The organism is Streptomyces sp. NPDC048254, from assembly GCF_043201895.1.
Lineage (GTDB): Bacteria > Actinomycetota > Actinomycetes > Streptomycetales > Streptomycetaceae > Streptomyces.
In genome coordinates, this window is sequence record NZ_JBICZJ010000003.1 from 654,379 (window position 1) to 674,397 (window position 20,019).

Annotated in this window: 13 protein-coding genes; 8 read left to right on the plus strand and 5 right to left on the minus strand. The window is 70.5% G+C overall.

The window, feature by feature from the left end; genetic code table 11:
• Window positions 1–268: 268 nt before the first annotated feature.
• The 8 genes from ACGFZQ_RS12725 (at window position 269) to ACGFZQ_RS12760 (ending at window position 13,030) form a co-directional block, all read left to right on the plus strand.
• The gene (locus ACGFZQ_RS12725; RefSeq protein ID WP_393840336.1) at window positions 269–1,246 is read left to right on the plus strand and encodes an ABC transporter permease; all 978 of its coding nucleotides are present in this window, start codon (window positions 269–271) and stop codon (window positions 1,244–1,246) included.
• The gene (locus ACGFZQ_RS12730) at window positions 1,243–2,184 is read left to right on the plus strand and encodes a carbohydrate ABC transporter permease (RefSeq protein ID WP_393840337.1); all 942 of its coding nucleotides are present in this window, start codon (window positions 1,243–1,245) and stop codon (window positions 2,182–2,184) included. The genes ACGFZQ_RS12725 and ACGFZQ_RS12730 overlap by 4 nt, the downstream gene beginning before the upstream one ends.
• Window positions 2,185–2,192: 8 nt before the next feature.
• Window positions 2,193–3,830, plus strand: a complete 1,638-nt coding sequence (locus ACGFZQ_RS12735; protein ID WP_393840338.1) for an ABC transporter substrate-binding protein — start codon at window positions 2,193–2,195, stop codon at window positions 3,828–3,830.
• On the plus strand, window positions 3,827–5,761 hold the full coding sequence (locus tag ACGFZQ_RS12740; protein ID WP_393840339.1) for a DUF2264 domain-containing protein: 1,935 nt from the start codon (window positions 3,827–3,829) through the stop codon (window positions 5,759–5,761). The genes ACGFZQ_RS12735 and ACGFZQ_RS12740 overlap by 4 nt, the downstream gene beginning before the upstream one ends.
• The gene (locus ACGFZQ_RS12745; RefSeq protein ID WP_393840340.1) at window positions 5,754–8,852 is read left to right on the plus strand and encodes an alpha-mannosidase; all 3,099 of its coding nucleotides are present in this window, start codon (window positions 5,754–5,756) and stop codon (window positions 8,850–8,852) included. The genes ACGFZQ_RS12740 and ACGFZQ_RS12745 overlap by 8 nt, the downstream gene beginning before the upstream one ends.
• A 123-nt stretch (window positions 8,853–8,975) precedes the next feature.
• A complete protein-coding gene (locus ACGFZQ_RS12750; protein ID WP_393840341.1) occupies window positions 8,976–10,187 on the plus strand; it encodes an ROK family transcriptional regulator in 1,212 nt (403 codons plus the stop codon).
• Between the two features lie 172 nt (window positions 10,188–10,359).
• The gene (locus ACGFZQ_RS12755; RefSeq protein ID WP_393840342.1) at window positions 10,360–12,177 is read left to right on the plus strand and encodes an ABC transporter ATP-binding protein; all 1,818 of its coding nucleotides are present in this window, start codon (window positions 10,360–10,362) and stop codon (window positions 12,175–12,177) included.
• Between the two features lie 187 nt (window positions 12,178–12,364).
• Window positions 12,365–13,030 carry an NUDIX domain-containing protein gene (locus ACGFZQ_RS12760; protein ID WP_393840343.1) on the plus strand — a complete coding sequence of 222 codons (666 nt, stop codon included), beginning with the start codon at window positions 12,365–12,367 and terminating at the stop codon, window positions 13,028–13,030.
• Window positions 13,031–13,168: 138 nt separating this feature from the next.
• Here ACGFZQ_RS12760 and ACGFZQ_RS12765 read toward each other — a convergent pair whose 3' ends face one another.
• From ACGFZQ_RS12765 to ACGFZQ_RS12785, 5 genes are read right to left on the minus strand one after another with little or no spacing between them, the layout of a single operon-like run.
• Window positions 13,169–15,181, minus strand: a complete 2,013-nt coding sequence (locus tag ACGFZQ_RS12765) for a beta-galactosidase (RefSeq protein ID WP_393840344.1) — start codon at window positions 15,179–15,181, stop codon at window positions 13,169–13,171.
• Complete coding sequence (locus tag ACGFZQ_RS12770) at window positions 15,178–16,500, minus strand: glycoside hydrolase family 36 protein (RefSeq protein WP_393840345.1); 1,323 nt, start codon at window positions 16,498–16,500, stop codon at window positions 15,178–15,180. Before ACGFZQ_RS12770 ends, ACGFZQ_RS12765 begins: the two co-directional genes overlap by 4 nt.
• 25 nt (window positions 16,501–16,525) lie before the next feature.
• Window positions 16,526–17,413 (minus strand): carbohydrate ABC transporter permease, encoded by an 888-nt coding sequence (locus tag ACGFZQ_RS12775; RefSeq protein ID WP_351748913.1) that lies wholly within the window; start codon window positions 17,411–17,413, stop codon window positions 16,526–16,528.
• Window positions 17,410–18,390, minus strand: a complete 981-nt coding sequence (locus tag ACGFZQ_RS12780) for a sugar ABC transporter permease (RefSeq protein WP_351705786.1) — start codon at window positions 18,388–18,390, stop codon at window positions 17,410–17,412. Before ACGFZQ_RS12780 ends, ACGFZQ_RS12775 begins: the two co-directional genes overlap by 4 nt.
• 9 nt (window positions 18,391–18,399) lie before the next feature.
• Window positions 18,400–19,713 carry an ABC transporter substrate-binding protein gene (locus tag ACGFZQ_RS12785; protein ID WP_393840346.1) on the minus strand — a complete coding sequence of 438 codons (1,314 nt, stop codon included), beginning with the start codon at window positions 19,711–19,713 and terminating at the stop codon, window positions 18,400–18,402.
• Window positions 19,714–20,019 lie beyond the last annotated feature (306 nt).

Genomic DNA, 20,019 nt, shown 5'->3' on the forward strand with positions numbered 1-20,019 from the left:
GCCTGAGCGGCCGACTCCCGCCGCACGCGCACCCGAGGAGCGGCGGCCGCCCGGATCCCGGCGACTTCGTGGCTCCGGAGGCCGCCGAGCCCGCCCTCCCGCATGCGTCAACGCCGCCTCCTCACAAGCGCCGAACCCGCCGCATGAATTTACCTGTCGGAAGCATTGACGTTAGCCCATCGATTGGATTTACATACTTCTGCCGGTCCCTGGGGGTGGCCGGAACACGCCCGTCTCACGTCTCTCTAGGCGAAAGGGCTCTCTCGTCATGACAACGCTGCAACAACCGGCCGCTCGTCCGGCCGAGGAGGGCGGGCCGCCGGGCAGAGGCCGCCCGAGGCAGGGCCGGCCGGGGCGCCGCCGGGACCTGGGCCTGTTCTGGTTCGTGATACCAGGCCTCGCGGTCCTGCTGCTGTTCCACTACATCCCGCTGCTCGGCAACGTCATCGCGTTCCAGGACTACCAGCCGTACATCGGCATCATGCACAGCCCGTGGAGCGGGCTGAAGAACTTCGACGTGTTGTTCAACGGCGACGAGCAGTTCCTGCACGCGCTGGTCAACACCCTCGAACTCACCCTGATCCAGGTCGTGTTCGTCTTCCCCGCGCCGATCCTCCTGGCGCTCGCCCTGAACAGCCTGGTCAGCGAACGCGTCAAGAAGTGGGTGCAGAACGTGCTGTACCTGCCGCACTTCCTGTCCTGGGTGGTCGTCGTCTCCCTGTTCCAGCAGCTGCTGGGCGGCAGCGGCATGGTCAACCTGTTCCTCCAGGCCCACGACATGGGCACCTGGAACATCATCGGCAACCCCGAGCTGTTCAAGACGCTGCTGACCTCGCAGGTCATCTGGAAGGACACCGGCTGGGGCACGATCCTCTTCCTCGCCGCCCTCTCCCGCGTCGACCACAACCTCTACGAGGCCTCCGCCATGGACGGCGCCAGCCGCTTGCGGCAGACCTGGCACGTCACCCTCCCCGCCCTGCGCGGCCTGGTGATCCTGCTGCTGATCCTCCGGCTCGGCGACGCGCTGTCCGTCGGCTTCGAGCAGATCCTGCTCCAGCAGACCGGCGTCGGCCTGGACAACAGCGAGGTGCTCGACACGTACGTCTACAACCACGGCCTGATCGCCGGGGACTGGGGCGTCAGCGCCGCCGTCGGTCTCGTCAAGGGCCTGGTCGGGGTGGTGCTCGTGCTGGGCGCCAACAAGATCGCCCACTTCTTCGGGGAAGAAGGTGTCTACCGGTCATGACAACGCTGTCACCGGCCCACCCCGTGCGCCGCCGCCCGCGCCGCGCCTACAGCGCCGTCCCCGGGGAGACCCCCGGCTCGCTGCCCTGGCGGTCCGTCAAGTCACTGATCCTGCTGGTCTGCGTGATCCTGGTCGTGCTGCCCTTCGTGGCGATCGTCTCGACCTCGCTCGCCGACACCGCGGAGGTCACCAAGTCGGGCGGCTACGTCCTGTGGCCCGACCACCCCACGCTCCTCGCGTACCAGGCCCTGCTCAACGGCGGGATCGTCTCCAAGGCCATGCTGGTCAGCGTCGGTGTCACCGTCGTCGGCACCGGCCTCAGCCTGGTCTCCTCCGTCTTCCTGGCGTACGGCCTCAGCCGCCCCGGATCCTTCGGGCACAAGCCCGTGCTGCTGCTCCTGCTGATGTCGATGCTGTTCGTGCCCGGTGTCATCCCGAGCTATCTGATGGTCAAGCAGCTCCATCTGATCAACAGCTACTGGTCGTTGATCCTGCCCACCATGATCAACGCGTTCAACGTGATCGTCCTGCGCTCCTTCTTCATGGGCCTGCCCGCCGAGCTGATCGACGCGGCCCGGATCGACGGCGCCTCCGAGTGGAAGATCCTCACCCGGCTCGTCCTGCCGCTGTCCAAGGCGTCCGTCGCCGTCATCGGCCTGTTCTACGCGGTGACGTACTGGAACGCGTTCTTCAACGCCCTGCTGTACATGAACGACGCGTCGAAGTGGCCCATGCAACTGGTGCTGCGGACGTACGTCGTCAACAACGCGGCACTCAGCGGCGGCCAGGTGGATGTCACGGCCGGGGCGCCGCTGCCGCCGGCCCAGTCGCTGCAGGCGGCGATCCTGGTTCTGTCGATCGTGCCCATCGTGGTCATCTACCCCTTCCTGCAGAGGCACATGAACAAGGGCGTGATGATCGGGGCGGTGAAGGGATGAGCAGCCCGATGAAGCCACGAACGCGACGACTGAGCCGGCGCGGCTTCCTGGCCTCCGCCGCCGGTGTCACGGCGGGCCTGACCCTGGCCGGCTGCGGGGACCACCGCCCCGCCACCGCGCGTGAGGCCAACGCCCAGGCGCCACTGCCGACGTACATCCCGTACAAAGGCGTGCCGACATCGATGCCGGCCACCGCGGACGGGGTCGCACCCGGCTACCTGCACTACCCGGCCGACCCGGTCACGGCCTTCCCGGACGGGCCGCCCGCCAAGGGCCCCGCCATCGACATCATGACGTTGATCTTCAACCCGGTGCCGCCGCCGGCCGGACGCAACGTCCTCTGGCAGAACCTGAACAGAAGCGTCGGCTGCGACCTCAACTTCGAGATCACCCCGGTCGGCGACTACCCGGCCAAGTTCGCCGTGACCGTCGCGGGCGGCGATCTGCCCGACACGATGCTGATGCTGAGGCCGGACCAGAACTCGGCGGCCACGCCGGACATGCTGGACACCCTCTTCGAGGACCTCACCCCGCACCTGTCCGGCGACCGCATCCGGGACTACCCCTACCTCGCCAACATCCCCTCCGCCTCCTGGGCGCCGTGCGTACGCAACGGCGGCATCTACGCGCTGCCCATGCCCCGCCCGCTCTCCGGCGGTCCCGCCTACACCCGGCTCGACCTGATCAACAAGCGCGGGCTCGACCCGAATCCGAAGAGCTGGACCGAGTTCGTCCAGCTGTGCAAGGACGTCACGGACCCCAAGCACAACCAGTACGCCCTCGGCGACAGCATCACCGCCTGGAACCTCGTGATGCAGATGCTGAAGGCCCCCAACAACTGGCGCGAGGAGAACGGCAAGTTCACCTGGTACTACGAGACCGAGGAGGCCAGGCGGTCCCTCGACGCGGTCCGGCAGCTCACCAGGGCCGGGGTCATGCACCCGGACACGTACAGCGTGCTCGGCAAGGCCAAGGACTGGTTCGGCGGCGGACAGACCGTCATCAACCCCGACGCGCCCGCCGCGTGGAACGACTACTACACCAACTACGCCCCGGCGACGAAGGGCTTCGCACTCGGCTACATGATGGCGCCCGGCTACGACGGCGGCAGGGGCGGCCAGTGGCAGGGCTCGGCCAACTACGCCACCCTCATCGTCAAGAAGGCCCCCAAGTCCCGCATCCAGCAGATCCTGCGCGCCATGAACGCCCTGGCGGCCCCCTTCGGCACCGACGCCTACCTGCTGCGCAAGTACGGGGTCCGGGGCCCCGACCACACCCTGAAGGGCACCGACCCGGTCCTCACCCCGCAGGGCCAGGCCGAGGCCACGCTGCCGACCATCTTCGCGACGGACGCGCCGTTCACGCTGTACTACCCGGCCGAGCCGGACATCGTGCGCGAGCAGTACGCCTTCCAGAAGGAAGCCGTCAAGGTACTGATCCCCAACCCCGCCGAGCCGCTGTACTCGCCGACCGACTCCAAGAAGTCCAAGCTGTTCGGCACCCTCCTGGACGACACCCGCAAGGGCATCATGCAGGGCCGCCTCCCGCTCAGCGCCTGGGACGACGCGATGAAGAACTGGCGGAAGGAAGCCGGCGACCAGATCCGCGCCGAGTTCGAACAGGCATGGGAGACCCGCACCTCATGAACCGCACCCCCGCCGAGGACCGCGCCCACTGGGAGCGGACCGCGGACCGGATACTGCTCGCCGTACGGCCGTACGCCACCGAGGACCACGCCCTGGTCCAGTTGCCCGGCGTGCCCAGCGCCAACGGCGTACGCAGTGACGGCCTGGAAGGCTTCGCCCGCACGTTCCTGCTGGCCGGACTCCGGCTGGCGGGGGCGGGCGGGGCCGACCCGCACGACCTGGCCGGCTGGTACGCGGCCGGACTGGCCGCCGGCACCGACCCGGAGAACCCGGGCCGCTGGCCGACCTTCGCCGAGTGCGACCAGGCCAAGGTCGAGGCCGCGTCCGTCGCCCTCGCGCTGCACGAGACCCGGCCCTGGATCTGGGACCGCCTGGACGACCGGGTCAGACAGCGGATCCTCGACTGGCTCGCCCCGATGACCGGCGACCCGATGCCCGGCAACAACTGGATCTGGTTCCAGGGCGTCACCGAGGCCTTCGCCCGCACGGCCGGCGGAGCGTGGCGGCAGCAGGACCTGGACCGGGTCATCGCGCTCACCGACGGCTGGTACGCGGGCGGCGGCTGGTACTCCGACGGACTCACCGGCGGCGAGCACCGCAACTTCGACCACTACAACGGCTGGGCCATGCACCTGTACCCGCTGTGGTTCTGCCGCATCCTCGGCACCGCCGCGCCCACCGGACTCCTCGACCGCTACCGCGCCCGGCTGCACCGCTTCCTCGAAGACCAGCGGCTGCTGGTCGGCGCCAACGGCTCTCCGCTGATCCAGGGCCGCTCGCTCACCTACCGCCACGCGGCACTCGCCCCGCTGTGGACCGGCGCGCTCTTCGACGCCACACCGCTGGCGCCGGGGGAGACCCGGGCGATCGCCAACCGGATGCTCGACCACCTCGGCTCCTCCGGCACGGACACGGACGGGCTGCTCACCCTCGGCTGGCGGCGCCCGTTCCGCGGCATCCTCCAGGTGTATTCGGGCCCCGCCTCCCCGTACTGGGCGTCGAAGGGCTTCATCGGCCTCCTGCTGCCGCCGGACCACCCGGTGTGGACGGAACAGGAGGCCCGACTCGCCGTGGAGCAAGGCGACTTCACCCGATCCCTGGCCGCACCCGGCTGGCTCGTCTCCGGCACCGCCGACGACGGAGTCGTCCGCGTCGTCAACCACGGCGGCGACCACGCCGACCCGGGCCGGCCACACGCCGACGACCCCTGCTACGCGCGCTTCGCCTACTCCACGCACACGGCACCCGAGACACCCGGGGATCCCACGGCCGGCGCCGTGCGAGCCGACCCGCTCGACAACGCGGTCGTGCTGCTGGACGCGGCCGGCCGCGCCTCGCACCGGCGCCCCGCGACCAGGGTGTCCCTGGACGGCGGCACGGCGGTCTCGCGCTCCCGCGCGCACTGGCCCGAGGACACGACCTGGGACCCGTTCGGCGGCCCCGACACCCGCTACACGCCCGGCCCCTGGATCACCGTCGGGTCCGCGCTGCGCGGTCCGGTCGAGGTACGGGCCGTACGCGTCGACGGCGATCCCGGGGCCGGGCATGTGCTGCGCATCGGCGGCTGGGCCCTGGCCGGCCGGGCGGACGGCGGTGCCGCCCGGGTGGTGGGCGAGGACGGGCTGGTCTCGCTGGTCGTGGGCGTGCGGGGACTGCCCCGCGCCGCCGTGGTCCCCGGCATCGACAGCAACGCCCTCGGCTCCCCGTCCGCGACCCCTGTCGTGGAGACCGAAGGACCCGTCGCCCACGGCACCCTGCACATCGCCCTGATCCACCTCGGCGGCGCCGACCCCGCCGTCCTGCCCCGCATCACCGCCCGCGCCGAGGGCACCACCCTGCTCGCGGACGTGACCTGGCCGGACGGCGCTCAGGACACCGTCCGGCTGCCCGACCCCGAGCACGACGTCCGGAAGGACCCGCACCGTGCATGACGACCGCCGGATCATCGAGACCCGGATCCGCAAGCTGCTGGACCGGGTCGTCCGCCCCGCCCTCTACAGTGCCGCGCGCCCCTTCGAGCTGAACGCCTGGTTCGTGGACGGCGAACCGGTCCCGGTGGCCGACGCGCTGCGCGCCGACTACACGCCCTTCACGCTCGGCTCCACCTGGGGCGGCCCCTGGGCGACGACCTGGCTGCGGGCGACCGCGGACATACCCGAGGAGTGGGCGGGCCACCGGGTCGAGGCCGTCTTCGACCTGGGCTTCGACCTGACCAAGGGACCCGGCGGCCAGGCGGAGGGCCTGGTCCACGACGCCCAGGGCACGCCGATCCAGGGCCTGCACCCGTACCACCGGACCGTGCTCCTCGCCGACCCCGCCACCGGCGGCGCCCCGGTCGACCTGCTGGTCGAGCTGGCCGCCAACCCGCCGATCGTCGCCAGCGCCGGCGTGGGCATCCACTACGGCTCCCTCGACACCGCGGGTACCGCGCCTCTCTACCGGCTCGTACAGGCCGAGATCGCGGTGCGCGAGGACGAGGTGTGGCACCTCGTCCACGACATCGAGGTGCTGGACGAACTGATGCACGAGCTGCCGCTGGGCTCTTCCCGACGGCACGAGATCCTGCACGCGCTGCGCCGCGCCGCCGACGCCGTCGACCCGGCCGACGTGGCGAGGACGGCGCCCGCGGCCCGCCGGCACCTCGTCGAGGTACTGTCCCGGCCCGCGCACGCCTCCGCGCACACGGTCGCCGCGGTCGGCCACGCCCATATCGACTCGGCGTGGCTGTGGCCGGTCCGGGAGACCGTGCGCAAGTGCGCCCGCACCTTCACCAACATGACCACGCTGGCGCAGGAGTACCCCGAGCTGGTCTTCGCCTGCTCCTCGGCACAGCAGTACGCGTGGATGAAGGAGCAGCGGCCGGAGATCTTCGCCCGGATGAAGAAGGCCGCCGCCGACGGCAACTGGGTGCCGGTGGGCGGCATGTGGGTGGAGGCCGACGGCAATCTGCCCGGCGGCGAGGCGCTGGCCCGCCAACTCGTCCACGGACGCCGGTTCTTCGAGAAGGAGTTCGGCGTCGAGCAGCACGGGGTGTGGCTGCCCGACTCGTTCGGCTACACCGCCGCCTACCCCCAGCTCGCCAAGCTGGCCGGCGCCCAGTGGTTCCTCACGCAGAAGCTCTCCTGGAACGAGACGAACAAGCTGCCGCACCACACCTTCGCCTGGGAGGGCATCGACGGATCGCGGATCTTCACCCACTTCCCGCCCGTCGACAGCTACGTCGCCTCCCTCACGGCGGCCGAACTCGCCCATGCCGAGCGGAACTTCGCGGAGAAGGGGGTGGCCACCCGCTCGCTGGCCCCGTTCGGCCACGGCGACGGCGGAGGCGGTCCCACCCGCTCGATGCTGGAGAAGGCCCGCCGCCTGCGCGACCTGGAGGGCTCGCCCAAGGTCGTCATCGAGTCCCCCGACGCGTTCTTCGCCGCGGCCCGCGCCGAGCACGACCAACTACCCGTGTGGCGAGGCGAGTTGTACCTGGAGAACCATCGCGGCACCTACACCAGTCAGGCCCGCACCAAGCGCGGCAACCGGCGCGCCGAGGCACTGCTGCGCGAGGCCGAGCTGTGGGCCGCCACGGCCGCCGTCCGGGCCGGGGCGCCGTACCCGTACGAGCGGCTGGAGTCGCTGTGGCGGCGGGTGCTGCTCAACCAGTTCCACGACATCCTGCCCGGCTCGTCCATCGCGTGGGTGCACCAGCAGGCCGAGCGGGAGTACGCGGAGATCCACGCGGAGCTGGAGACACTGATCGCCGAGGCCGTCGCCGCTCTCCCCGGCCCGGCCGCCCTGCTCAACGCCGGGCCGTACGCCCGCCGTGAGGTGGTGGTCGTCGCCGGGTCCGCCGGCGGCCAGCGTCTGTCGGACGGGCGTACGGCCGTCCTCGCCGAGGCCGGCGCGCTCGCCTCCGGCGGCACGGTGGACGACCACCGGGGCTCGGTCACCGCCACCGCCCGGGACGGCGGTTTCGTCCTCGGCAACGGCGTGCTGACGGTCGTCGTCGACCGGCGCGGTCTGCTCACCTCGGTGTACGACCACGCCGCCCGGCGCGAGGCCATCGCCCCCGGCGCCGCCGGCAACCTCCTCCAACTTCACCCGGACGACCCCAACCTGTGGTCGGCGTGGAACCTCGACCCGTACTACCGGGACACCGTGCACGACCTGGACGAGGCCGAGTCGGTGACGCTCGTGGACGAGGGACCGCTGCTCGCCGCGGTGCGGGTCGAGCGCGCCCACGGCGCCTCACGGTTCGTCCAGCACATCGAGGTGGCCGCCGAGAGCCGCCGGGTGACCGTCCGCAACGACATCGACTGGCAGGAGCGCGACACCGTACTGAAGGCGGCCTGGCCGCTGGACGTGCACGCGGACCAGGAGAGCGCCGAGATCCAGTTCGGGCATGTCCGGCGGCCCACCCACGAGAACACCAGCTGGGACGCGGCCCGCTTCGAACTGTGGGCGCACCGCTGGGTGCACGTCGGCGAACGGCACTGGGGCGCCGCCCTGCTCACCGACTCCACCTACGGGCACGACGTCCGCCGCGACACACGCGAGGACGGAGGTACGACCACGACCCTCCGGCTCTCCCTGCTGCGCGCCCCGCACAGCCCCGACCCGGGGGCCGACCGCGGCCGGCACAGTTTCGGCTACGCACTGCTCGCCGGTGCCGGGATCGAGGAGGCCGTCGCCGGCGGCTACGCCATGAACCTGCCGCTGCGGCCCGCCCCGGCCGAGGCCCGGCCGCTGGTCGCCCTCGACACCACCGATGTGGTCGTGGAGTCGGTGAAGCTCGCCGACGACCGCAGCGGCGACATCGTGGTGCGCCTGTACGAGGCCTGCGGGGGAGCGGTCTCGGCACGTCTGTCGGCGGGCTTCGCGACCGCCGCCGTACACGACTGCGACCTGCTGGAGCGGCCGGAACAACGGCTCGCGCCGCGGCCCGGCGAGGCCGCCGTCCAGCTCCGGTTCCGGCCGTTCCAGATCCGCACGCTGCGCCTGCGCCCGGCCGCCGGACCCTCGGACGGTGCCTGACGTGTACGCGCCAGGACCATCCCCGGCCGCACAGCCGTGGCATAACATTCCACCAACTGAATGCGTCGGAGGAGCGGACGCGGGGCGCCGCCGGCCGAGGCAGGGAGAAGCACGTTGACGAGCATGACGGGGACCACGGCGAGCACCGGGAAGCCCACCATCCGGCGTGGTACCAACCTGCCGCGCCTCGGTGACTTCAACGAGTCCGTGATCCTGGACGCCATCCGCCGCCACCCCACCGGCCTGAGCCGGGTGGAACTCGCCCAGGCCACCGGGCTGTCCGCGCAGACGGTCTCGAACATCACCCGCCGGCTGATCGACCAGGGCATCGCACGGGAGTCGGGCAAGCGGAGCACCGGCAGCGGAAAGCCCCGCACCCTCCTCGAAATCGACCCCGCGTCCCGGTACGCGGTGGGTGTGCACCTCGACCCGGCGGTCATCACCTGCGTCCTGGTGGACCTGCTCGGCACCGTCGTCGCCCAGCGCAGTGTGGTGACGCCGAGCGGCGGCGACACCGACGAGATCGCCGCGGACATGGCGGCCTCGGTGTCCGCGATCGTGGCCGAGTCCGGCGCCGACCGGGAGCGGGTCCTGGGCCTCGGGATCGCCGCGCCGGGCCCCATCGACGCGGACGCCGGCTGGGTCGTGGACCCGCCCGAACTGCCCGGCTGGGGCCGCTACCCGCTGCGCGACCGGCTCAGCGAGGCGACCGGATTCCCGGCGCTGCTCGACAAGGACGTCACGGCCGCCGTGGTCGCCGAGCGCTGGACCGGAGCCGCCACCGACAGCCGCAACCTGCTCTTCTTCTACCTCGGCACCGGCTCCGGCATGGGCCTGGTGGTGGAGGACACCGTGCTGCGCGGGGTCTCCGGGAACGCCGGCGAGGTCGGCGGCCTCGGCGCCGCCTCCTCGACCAAGACGCTCGTCGAGGAGGCCGTCGCCCTGGGCGTGCTCGGCGCCGAGTACACGGTGACGAACCCGGCCGACGCCCAGCGCGGTCTGGAGCGTCTCGCGGTGCTCGCGGCCGAGGGCGAGGCCCAGGCGGACGGCATCATCGAGCGCCTCGCGATCCGGATCGGGCGGGGCGTCTGCGCGGCGGCGACGCTGCTGGACGTCGACACCATCGTGTTCGGCGGACCGACCTGGAAGCTGCTCGCCGACCGCCTGCTGCCCGTCATCGAACCGATGGTCGCCCGCTCCCCGTTCGTGAAGGCGACCCACCCCACGACGGTGCTCTCCACCACCCTCGGCGAGAACGTCGCCGCCGTGGGCGCGGCCTCCCTCGTCCTCGACCAGGCCCTCTCCGCCCAGCCGAGGTCCCTGCTGCTGGGCTGAACCCCGCAGCGGCGTCGACCGTGTGTTCGCACAGTAGCCGCCGACCGGAAAACACGTGGACTCCGTGCCCGCCGTCGCGGCACACTTCCCTTTCCTGACCTGCCGATTCCAGGCCGCCGCGCACACACGGCGGCCGACTCGGCATGCCGTGCGACGATTACACAGGGTTGAGATGACATCCTCGGTCGATTTACCGGCGAGCGGACCGCAAAAAGGTGCCGTCGTGCTCGCACTTCGTTACTACGGACGGGAACTGGCGCGGCTCAAGCGGTTCACCCTGCCCGGAACGCTGCTGCCGGCGCTCGGCAACATCGGAATCAACTACGTGGCGCCGCTGGTCGTCGCCAAGCTGGTCGGCCGGATCGCCGACGCCCATGGCCTGGGCTTCGGCGCCGCACTGCCGTACGTCCTCGGCTTCGGCGGTGTCCTGCTGCTGGCGGAGGTGTTCTGGCGGATCGGTCTGCACTGCCTCAACCGTCTGGACGCGCTCGGCATCGAGCAGCTGTACGTCATCGGCATGGACGAACTGTTCGCCAAGGACTCCGCGTTCTTCCACGACAACTTCGCGGGGTCGCTCACCAAGCGGGTGCTGAGCTTCGCCACCCGCTTCGAGGAGTTCGCCGACACGCTCACCTTCAACATCGTGGGCAGCTTCGTGCCCCTGCTGTTCGGGTCGGTGGTGCTGTGGCGCTACGAACCGCTCCTGGTCGTCGCGCTGCTGACGATGATCGCGGTCACCGCGGTGTGCGTGGTGCCGCTGATCCGGCGGCGGCAGCGGCTGGTCGCCCAGCGGGAGGAGGCCATCGCGCGGGTGTCCGGCCATGTCGCCGACAGCCTGATGAACATGGACACGGTCCGGGCGTTCGCCGCCGAGGGGCGGGAGGCCGCCGAACACCGGTCCCGGGTGGCCGAGTCGAGGCGGCGCACCCTGCGCTCCTGGGACTACGGCAACCTGCGCATCGACACGTTCGTCGCGCCGATGTCCGTCGCGACCAACGCGCTGGGCCTGCTGCTCGCGGTGGGCCTGGCCGGCGGCGGGCACAGTGTGGAGGGGGTCGTGGTCGCCTTCACCTACTACACCAACGCGACCCGGATCATGTTCGAGTTCAACCAGATCTACCGGCGCATGGAGAGCTCCATGACGGAGGCGGCCCAGTTCACCGAACTCCTTCTGGAGCAGCCGACCGTGCTGGACCCGGTGACCCCGGAACCGCTCGCGCCGCGGGCCGCCGACGTCCGCTTCGAGAAGGTCTCCTTCACCCACGCGGGCGCCAAACCGCTGTTCGAGGGGCTTGAACTGGACGTGCCCAGCGGCTCGAAGTTCGGGTTCGTCGGCCGGTCGGGAGGCGGCAAGACCACCCTCACCCGGCTGCTGCTGCGGATGACCGACATCGACGCCGGACGGATCACCATCGGCGGCCAGGACATCAGCCGGCTGCGCCAGACCGACCTGCGCAGCCAGATCGCCTACGTCCCGCAGGACCCGGCGATGTTCCACCGCACCCTGCGGGACAACATCGCCTTCGCCCGGCCCGACGCCACCGACGCCGAGATCCGGCTGGCCGCCGAGGCCGCGCACGTCACGGAGTTCGCCGACGCGCTGCCGGACGGGTTCGAGACGATGGTGGGGGAGCGCGGCGTCAAGCTCTCCGGCGGCCAGCGCCAGCGGGTCGCCCTGGCCCGGGCGATCCTGCGGGACGCCCCGATCCTGCTCCTGGACGAGGCGACCAGCGCGCTGGACTCCGAGAGCGAGATGCTCGTCCAGGAGGCGCTGTGGCGGCTCATGGAGGGGCGTACGGCGCTGGTGGTGGCGCACCGGCTGAGCACGGTCGCCTCCATGGACCGGCTCGTGGTCCTGGACCGCGGCCGGATCGTCGAGCAGGGCACGCACCACGAACTGCTCGCCGCCGAGGGCGCCTACGCCAAGCTGTGGCAGCACCAGTCGGGCGGTTTCCTCGACGAGGGCCCGGCACGGGCCGAAGTGCACTGAGCGCTCCGCCGGGTGGCGCGGGTGTCGGTTGTCGGTCGCCCACGGCGCCGTCGTGGCTGGTCGCGCCCACGCGGCGGAGCTGCATATTGATACAGCCCCGCGCCCCTTCGGGGGCGCTGCCGCGGGCGGGTGGTAGACAGGTGATCATGAGTGACCTCTCTACCCCCGCCTGCCCGGACGGTCCCCGATGACCGCCGGGATCGACACCCCCGACCGCCGGGGCCGCACCGGACTCGACCGCACCGGCCTGGACCTGACCGGCAATCCGCGCGTGCGGGTCCGGGAGGTGAAACTGCTGTCCAGCCACTGGTACGTCGAGCGGGCCACCACCTTCGACTACCGGCACGCCGACGGCACCTGGCACACCGAGGAACGCGAGACCCACGACCGCGGCAACGGCGCGACGCTCCTCCTCTACGACGCCGAGCGTGAAACCGTCCTGCTCACCCGCCAGTTCCGCTTCCCGGTGTACGTCAACGGCCACTCCGACGGCATGCTGATCGAGACCCCGGCGGGCCTCCTGGACGCCGCCGACGAGCACCCGGAACACGCGGTCCGCCGGGAGGTCGTCGAGGAGACCGGCCACACGGTCGGCGCCGTCCAGCACGTCTTCGACGTCTACATGAGCCCCGGCTCGGTCACCGAACGGATCTCCTTCTACGCGGCCGCCTACGGCCCTTCCACCCGCACCCACGAGGGCGGCGGCCTGGACGAGGAGGGCGAGGACATCGAGATCCTCGAACTCCCCTTCCGCCGGTCCCTGGAGATGATCAGGACGGGCGAGATCGCCGACGCCAAGACGATCATGCTGCTCCAGTGGGCAGCGCTGGAAGGCCCGTTCGCATCCAAGTGAGACCAGCCCCCGCGCCCCTTCCAGGACGCGGGGGCTGTCTCGACATGCGCCAACCTCCGCGCCCCCGAAGGGGCGCGGGGAACCGCGCGACCAGCCACGACGGACTCGCAGTCGCCGAACGGCCTTGTCGGCTTGGCGCTAGGCGAACGCCCGACGCTCCCGCACCACGGCGATGTCGCCCGGCGCCACGACGACCGTCCCGTCGGCCGGCTTCCCGGAGAGCAGCTCCACCGACCCCGCCGCCACCGCGACCTCGGCGCCCTGTCCGGCGTGGTCGATCACGAACACGTAGTCCGCGTCCGTGCCGCGCCGCAGGACGACCTCCACGCCCGCCGGCGCGGTACGGCCCACGGCCACGCCCGCCTCCCCGCGGATCCGGGCGAGCAGCCCCGCCAGGGTCTCCGCGTCCGGCAGGGTCGCCAGGTACCAGGCGCTGCCCGTGCCGTACGCGTGCCGCGTCACCGCCGCGACACCGGCCAGAGGGCCGTCGGCGAAGGACGTGACCACCTCGGCGCCCTCCGGCCGCACCCGCTCCGACCACAGCGAGCCCGTGCCGCCCTCGCTGAGCGCCACCCGCTCACCCGGCAGCAGCGGGAACAGCTCGTCCGTCCGGACGCCCAGGACGTCCCGGAACGCACCCGGGTAACCGCCCAGCCGCACATGGCTGTTCTCGTCCACCATGCCGCTGTGGAAGCCCACGGCGAGGGTGCCGCCGGCCTCGGCGAAAGACGTCAGGTTGGCCGCGCCCGCGTCGTCCACCAGGTACAGGTTCGGGGCCAGGACCACCTTGTAAGCCGACAGGTCCGCGTCCGGGCGCACGAAGTCCACGGCCACGCCCGCCCGCCACAGCGGCTCGTACCAGGAGCGGGCCAGCTCCAGGTAGCGCAGTTCACCGCTCGGCTGGGAGGGGAACTCCACCGCCCAGCGGGCGTCCCAGTCCCAGACGACGGCCACCTCCGCCGTACCGCTGCTGCCGCGCACCTCGGCCAGCGCCCCGAGATCCGCGCCCAGCCGGACCACGTCCCGCCAGATCTGGCTGTCGGTCCCGGCGTGCGGCAGCATCGCCGAGTGCCACTGCTCGGCGCCGGCCTTCGCCGCCCGCCACTGGAAGTAGCAGATGCCGTCCGCGCCGTGCGCCACATGGGCGAGCGCGTTGCGGCGCAACTCACCGGATTTCTTCGCCCGGTTGACGGGCTGCCAGTTGACCGCGCCCGTCGAGTGCTCCATCAGCAGCCACGGCCCGCCCGCCAGCGACCGCATCAGATCGCCGCTGAGCGCGACGTCGATCTCCGACTCGGGGTCGGCGGACATCAGATAGTGGTCGTTGGCCACCACGTCCAGCTCCGGTGCCCAGCGCCAGTAGTCGAGGGCGTCGAAGTTGTGCATCACCATGAAGTTGGTGGTGGCCGGGATCGCGGGCGCCGCCGCCCGGAGGACGTCCCGCTCCGCCGTGTACAGCGAGAGCAGCTCGTCCGAGCAGAAGCGCCGCCAGTCCAGCTGGTGCGTCGGGTTGGGTACGGCACCGGTCGCGCGGGGCGGCAGGATCTCGTCCCAGTCGTAGTACCACTGGCTCCAGAAGGTGGTGCCCCAGGCGTGGTTGAGGGCGGCCAGGTCGTCGCCGTACCGGGCCCGCAGCCAGCGGCGGAAGGACTCCGCGCTGGCGTCGCAGTAGCAGGCGGCGTTGTGGCAGCCGTACTCGTTGTGGACGTGCCACATCTTGACGGCCGGGTGGCTCGCGTACCGCTCGGCGATCGCGCCCGCGATCCGGAGCGCGGCCTCGCGGTAGGCGGGGCTGCTGGGGCAGAACGTCTGCCGGCTGCCGTACGACAGGGTGCGGCCGTCGTGGTCGACCGGGAGCGCCTCCGGGTGGGCGCGGAAGAACCAGGCCGGCGGGGCGGCCGTCGGGGTGGCGAGGTCGGCGGCGATGCCGTTCTCGTGGAGGAGATCGAGGATCTTGTCCATCCGCGAGAAGTCGTGGACGCCCTCGGACGGCTCCATCAGCGCCCACGAGAAGATGCCGACGCTCACCATGGTGACGCCCGCCTCGCGCATCAGACGGACGTCCTCGGCCCACACCTCCTCGGGCCACTGCTCGGGGTTGTAGTCGCCGCCGTAGGCGATGCCCGGGACGGAGAGGGTGCGGTCGCTCATCGGTTGACTCCGGTTGCTCCGGTGAGAAGGCGGCGGGTCGTGTCCACGCCCCACGGGTCGAGGGAGAGCAGCCGGTCGCTGGAGGCGACCAGGCCGCCGACGGCCTCCACATGGGCCGCCCACCGGGCGCGGGTCTCCACGGCGGGGCGGGCCATCAGGCAGTCGGGGTCGTTGATCCAGAGCCGGCCGTGCTGCCACTGGCGGCCGACACCGGTGAACTCGGCCGGGTCCTGGCCCGGTTGGCTGTAGTCGCCGGCCTCGGGGCGGCGGTGCGGGGCCGTGTCCGGGCTGACCCGCATCGCGTCGAACAGGCCGATGGAAGGCAGGATCGGCGCTCCGCAGCCCAGGAGGTAGGCGTCGGCGCCGATGGCCTCCCGGATCAGGGCGATGCCGAGCCGGTACGCGGTGAGCGGGTCCGCGCCCGAGTGCCGTACGCCGTCCAGCGCGCCCGCGTAGAGGAAGTCGACCTTGAAGTAGTCGTAGCCCTCGGCGCGCAGCGTGGCGAAGACGTCGGTGAGGTAGGCCGCGGCGGCCGGGTGGGTGGTGTCCAGGACGTACAGGTCGTGGCCCCAGTTGCGGCCCGCGTGCAGCGGGTTGCCGTCGGGGTCGCGGACCAGCCAGTCCGGGTACGTCTCGGCGAGCGCGCTCGACGGGTCGACCAGGAAGGGCGCCGTCCAGATGCCCGCCCGGCGGCCGCGGGCGCGGATGGCGTCCGCGATGCCCCGCCGGGAGCGGAAGCGGCCGGACAGGTTCAGCCAGTCGCCCAGGGCACTCTGGTAGCCGTCGTCGATCTGCACCACGTCGATCGGCAGGTCGAGGGTGTCCATCGCACGCAGGTTCTCGTGGATGTCGTCCTCGGTGACGGCCGTGAAGTACTCGTACCAGGAGCACCAGACGGTGGGCGCCGGGCGGGGCGCCGGGAGGGCCAGGGAGTCCGCCCAGTCGGCCGGCACGGACTGGATGTCCGTGCCGGTCCACTCCTTGACCGGGCCGTCCGCCTCGATCTCGGCGACACCGCCCGTGACGGTCAGCCGGATCGACGGCACCTCGTGCAGCGGGTCCGTCGCCGCCCAGAGCCGGACCGGGGAGCCGTCGCCCGGGTCGAGCGCCAGCAGGCCCTCGCCCTGGAAGGCCCCGGCGGGCACACCGCGGCCGGGGCGGTAGCACACGGTCGCCCAGTTGTCGTTCGTCGGGCGGTGCGGGGCGGCGCCGAGGGCGTAGGAGCCGCTCGGCGACCAGGACTGCCAGCCCTCCTCGTGGACACGGGCGGTGCGCGTGTCCACGGGCACGGAGGCGACCGGGGTGAACGGGTTGTGCACGGGGTTCTCTTTCGGAGGGGGGCGGTCAGCCCTTGGCGGAGCCCAGGGTCAGACCGCTGACGAACTGCTTCTGGAGCGCGAAGTACACGACCAGCGTCGGGATCGCGGTGAGCAGGGAACCGGCGGCGACCAGGTTCGGGTCGGTGAAGTACTGACCCGAGAGGTTGTTCAGCGCCGAGGTGATCGGCATGTTCTCTCCGGTTGAGATCAGCACCAGGGCCCAGAAGAAGTCGTTGTAGATCCAGATCGACAACAGGGTCGCCAGGGCCGCCATCGCCGGCCGGCACAGCGGCAGCGTGATCTGCCAGTACAGCCGCCACACCGACGCGCCGTCCACCAGCGCGGCCTCGGTCAGCTCGTGCGGCAGCGACCGCATGTAGTTGCTGAGCACGAACGCGCAGAACCCGGACTGGAACGCCACATGGATCAGCACCAGGCCGAGCGCCGAGTCGTACAGCTTGCCGCTCTCCGTGATGCCCGGCAGGTTCGTCAGCAGGTACAGCCGGTACAGCGGGGTGATGATGACCTGCTGCGGCAGCAGGTTGCCCGCCGTGAACACCAGCAGCAGCGCCAGGTTGAGCCGGAAGTCGAAGCGGCTGACGTAGAACGCGACCATCGACGACAGGAACAGCGTGAGCAGCACGGCCGGGACCGCGATGATCAGCGTGTTCATGAAGTAGTGGGTCATGTCCGACTGCGTGAACGCGTTCTTGAAGTTGTCGAAGTTCAGCGTGTGCGGCCAGGACACGTAACCGCGGTCGCTGGTCTCGCTGTACGGGCGCAGCGCCGAGAAGATCGCCCACAGCAGCGGGGCGAGCCATGCCAGCGCCGTGACGGCGAGGAAGACGTGCAGCAGGACGCGGGCCGGACGGATCGGGGTGCGCTGTTTGGCCAGCGCGCTCACGGTGCTCATGCGCGCCGCTCCTTCCGGAAGGTCGCGATCAGATACGGGATGATCACGATCAGGGAGATGAACAGCAGCACCACCGCGATCGCCGAGCCGTAACCGATGCGGCTGGACTCGCCGATGATGTTGTTGGTCACCAGGATGGAGAGCAACTCGGTGCCCTGGGCGCCCTTGTTGAAGACGAAGACCAGGTCGAAGGCGCGCAGCGCCTCGATGATGGTGACGACCAGGACGACCGTGTTGGTCGGCCGCAGGGTCGGGAAGATGACGTTCTTGAACGTCTGCCACTCGTTGGCGCCGTCGAGGGCCGAGGCCTCGCGCAGCGACGGGTCGACGCTCTTCAGACCGGCCAGGTACAGGATCATCATGTAACCGGCGTGCCGCCAGGACGCGGCGATCAGGACCGCCCACAGGTTGAGCTTCGGGTCACCGATCCAGTCGATGTAGTGGCCCGGCTTGTTGGCGCCGATGATGCTGTTGATCAGGCCCGTGTCCGGGTTGTAGATCAGCTGCCAGACGAACCCGATGCACGCCATGGAGATGACGACCGGCAGGAAGAACGCCGTCTGGTAGACCCGGGTGAACCGGATCCGCTTGTCCAGCTGTACGGCCAGGAACAGGCCGAACGGCGTCGGGATCAGGATGAGTACGACGAACCAGATGATGTTGTGCTGGACCGCGGGCCAGAACTGCGGGTTGTCGCTGAAGAGTTGCTGGAAGTTGTCGAGCCCGACCCACTTGATGGAGTCGAAGCCGATGCCGTCCCAGGTGGTGAAGGCCAGCAGGATCGAGGCGAGTGCGGTCACCCAGACGAGCAGGACATGGAGCACCGTCGGCACGCCGGCCATGAAGGCCAGCGTGATGCGGTCGCGGCGGGTCAGCAGGCGCTTGTGCCCCTGCCGGACCCGCTTCTTCTCGGACGCGCGCCCAGGAGGCGGCACGGCGGCCGCCTCCTGGGACTTCGTGGTGGTTTCAGTCGTCATTCAGCAGGCTCACTCGGACGCGAAGATGGTCTTCTTCTGGCGCTCGATCGACGAGAGCAGGCTGTCGACGCCCTTCGGGTTCTGCAGGAACTTCTGCAGGCCGGGCTGCATCACCGTCGAGGTGAAGTCCGGGCGGGAGTCGCGGTCCATGAACTGGGTCAGGCTCTTGGCGTTGCTGATCATGTCGTACGCCTTCTTCTGCAGGGCGGAGTACGACGAAGTGTCCGCCTTGGAGGAGGCGGCGACCACGCTGGAGTCGGCCTTGAGGTAGATCTGCTCCGCCGCGGGGGTGCCGAGGTACTCCATCAGCTTGAAGGCGCCGGACTTGTTCTTCGGGGCCTTGCTGACCATGTAGCCGTCGGTGGGCGCCTCGACGGTGTCCTGGCCGTACGCGGAGTTGATCTCCGGGAAGGCGAAGAAGTCGAGGTCGTCCAGGTCGGCCTTGTTGGTGAACTGCTGGGCCACGAAGGAGCCGAGGAGGTACATGCCGGCCTTCTTGGAGACCAGGGTCTGCGCGGCGTCCTGCCAGGTGCGGCCCATGAAGCCGTCCTGGTGGTAGGGGAGGATCTCGGCCCAGTGGTCGAAGACGGCCTTGACCTTCGGGTCGGTCCACTGGGCCTTGCCGCCCATCAGGTCGACGTGGAAGTCGTACCCGTTGATGCGGAAGTTGAGCTGGTCGAAGGTGCCCATCGCCGGCCACGCGTCCTTGTCGCCGAACGCGATCGGGACCAGGTTGTCCTTCTTCATCTGCTTGCACAGAGCCACGAAGTCGTCCCAGGTGGTGGGAACCTTGTAGCCCTTCTCCTGGAAGACGCTCTTGCGGTAGAAGATCGCCCAGGGGTAGGTGTCCAGCGGCACGAAGTAGTACTTGCCGTCCTCGCCCTTGCTGAGCTTCTTCATCGCGTCGGGGAAGCCGTCGCCGATCTTGTCCCAGACCTCGTCGATCGGAGTGGCGAGGCCCTTCTTCGCGAAGAACTGCATCCGGTACCCGGCGAACCAGTTGAACACGTCGTCCGGCGTGCCCTGCAGGTAGGAGTTGATCTGCTCCTGGAAGGTGTTGTGGTCCTTCGTGTTGACATCGACCGTGATGCCCGACTGCTTCTTGAAGGTCGCGTACATCTCCGCGTAGGCCTTCTTCGGCACGGCGTCCGAGCCGTTGGAGCCGAGAGAGACCGTCTTCGGGTCGGAGGAGGACCCGCTGCCGCCGCACGCGGACAGCAGGGGTATGCCGGCACCGGCGAGGAGGGCGGCCGAACCGGCCCCACGCAGGACGTTACGGCGGCTCGGACCCGGCAGGTGAAGACCGGACGGGGAGATGCGCATGGCGGCTCCTGAGTAACAGGGTTCGGCAAGGGGAAGAGCTGATCTTCGAAAGGTCCCGAAACCGATCAGAAACCAACTCGGCCGAACATCGTGGGCGCAATAACAGCCGCTTGTCCGCTCATGCGTCAATAGCCTGCGTCCCTCTCACCCGTCTCTTGCCCGAAACGTAATCGACATGGTTGCCTGCCGGTTTGTTGAACAGAGCGGTACAACCGAGCCCCCAGGGGACGAACTCCCTGGGGGCTCGTGTGCGGGCATGTTGGTTTCCCGTGGCGGGACCAGCGGTTAAACCCGCGGCGGCCGTAC

Excerpts from the sequence above, each read along its gene's own strand:
- ACGFZQ_RS12725 (WP_393840336.1), top strand. The coding sequence starts at position 269 with ATGACAACGCTGCAACAACCGGCCGCTCGTCCGGCCGAGGAGGGCGGG.
- ACGFZQ_RS12730 (WP_393840337.1), top strand. The coding sequence starts at position 1,243 with ATGACAACGCTGTCACCGGCCCACCCCGTGCGCCGCCGCCCGCGCCGC.
- ACGFZQ_RS12735 (WP_393840338.1), top strand. The coding sequence starts at position 2,193 with ATGAAGCCACGAACGCGACGACTGAGCCGGCGCGGCTTCCTGGCCTCC.
- ACGFZQ_RS12740 (WP_393840339.1), top strand. The coding sequence starts at position 3,827 with ATGAACCGCACCCCCGCCGAGGACCGCGCCCACTGGGAGCGGACCGCG.
- ACGFZQ_RS12750 (WP_393840341.1), top strand. The coding sequence starts at position 8,976 with ATGACGGGGACCACGGCGAGCACCGGGAAGCCCACCATCCGGCGTGGT.
- ACGFZQ_RS12755 (WP_393840342.1), top strand. The coding sequence starts at position 10,360 with ATGACATCCTCGGTCGATTTACCGGCGAGCGGACCGCAAAAAGGTGCC.
- ACGFZQ_RS12760 (WP_393840343.1), top strand. The coding sequence starts at position 12,365 with ATGACCGCCGGGATCGACACCCCCGACCGCCGGGGCCGCACCGGACTC.
- ACGFZQ_RS12765 (WP_393840344.1), bottom strand. The coding sequence starts at position 15,181 with ATGAGCGACCGCACCCTCTCCGTCCCGGGCATCGCCTACGGCGGCGAC.
- ACGFZQ_RS12775 (WP_351748913.1), bottom strand. The coding sequence starts at position 17,413 with ATGAGCACCGTGAGCGCGCTGGCCAAACAGCGCACCCCGATCCGTCCG.
- ACGFZQ_RS12780 (WP_351705786.1), bottom strand. The coding sequence starts at position 18,390 with ATGACGACTGAAACCACCACGAAGTCCCAGGAGGCGGCCGCCGTGCCG.
- ACGFZQ_RS12785 (WP_393840346.1), bottom strand. The coding sequence starts at position 19,713 with ATGCGCATCTCCCCGTCCGGTCTTCACCTGCCGGGTCCGAGCCGCCGT.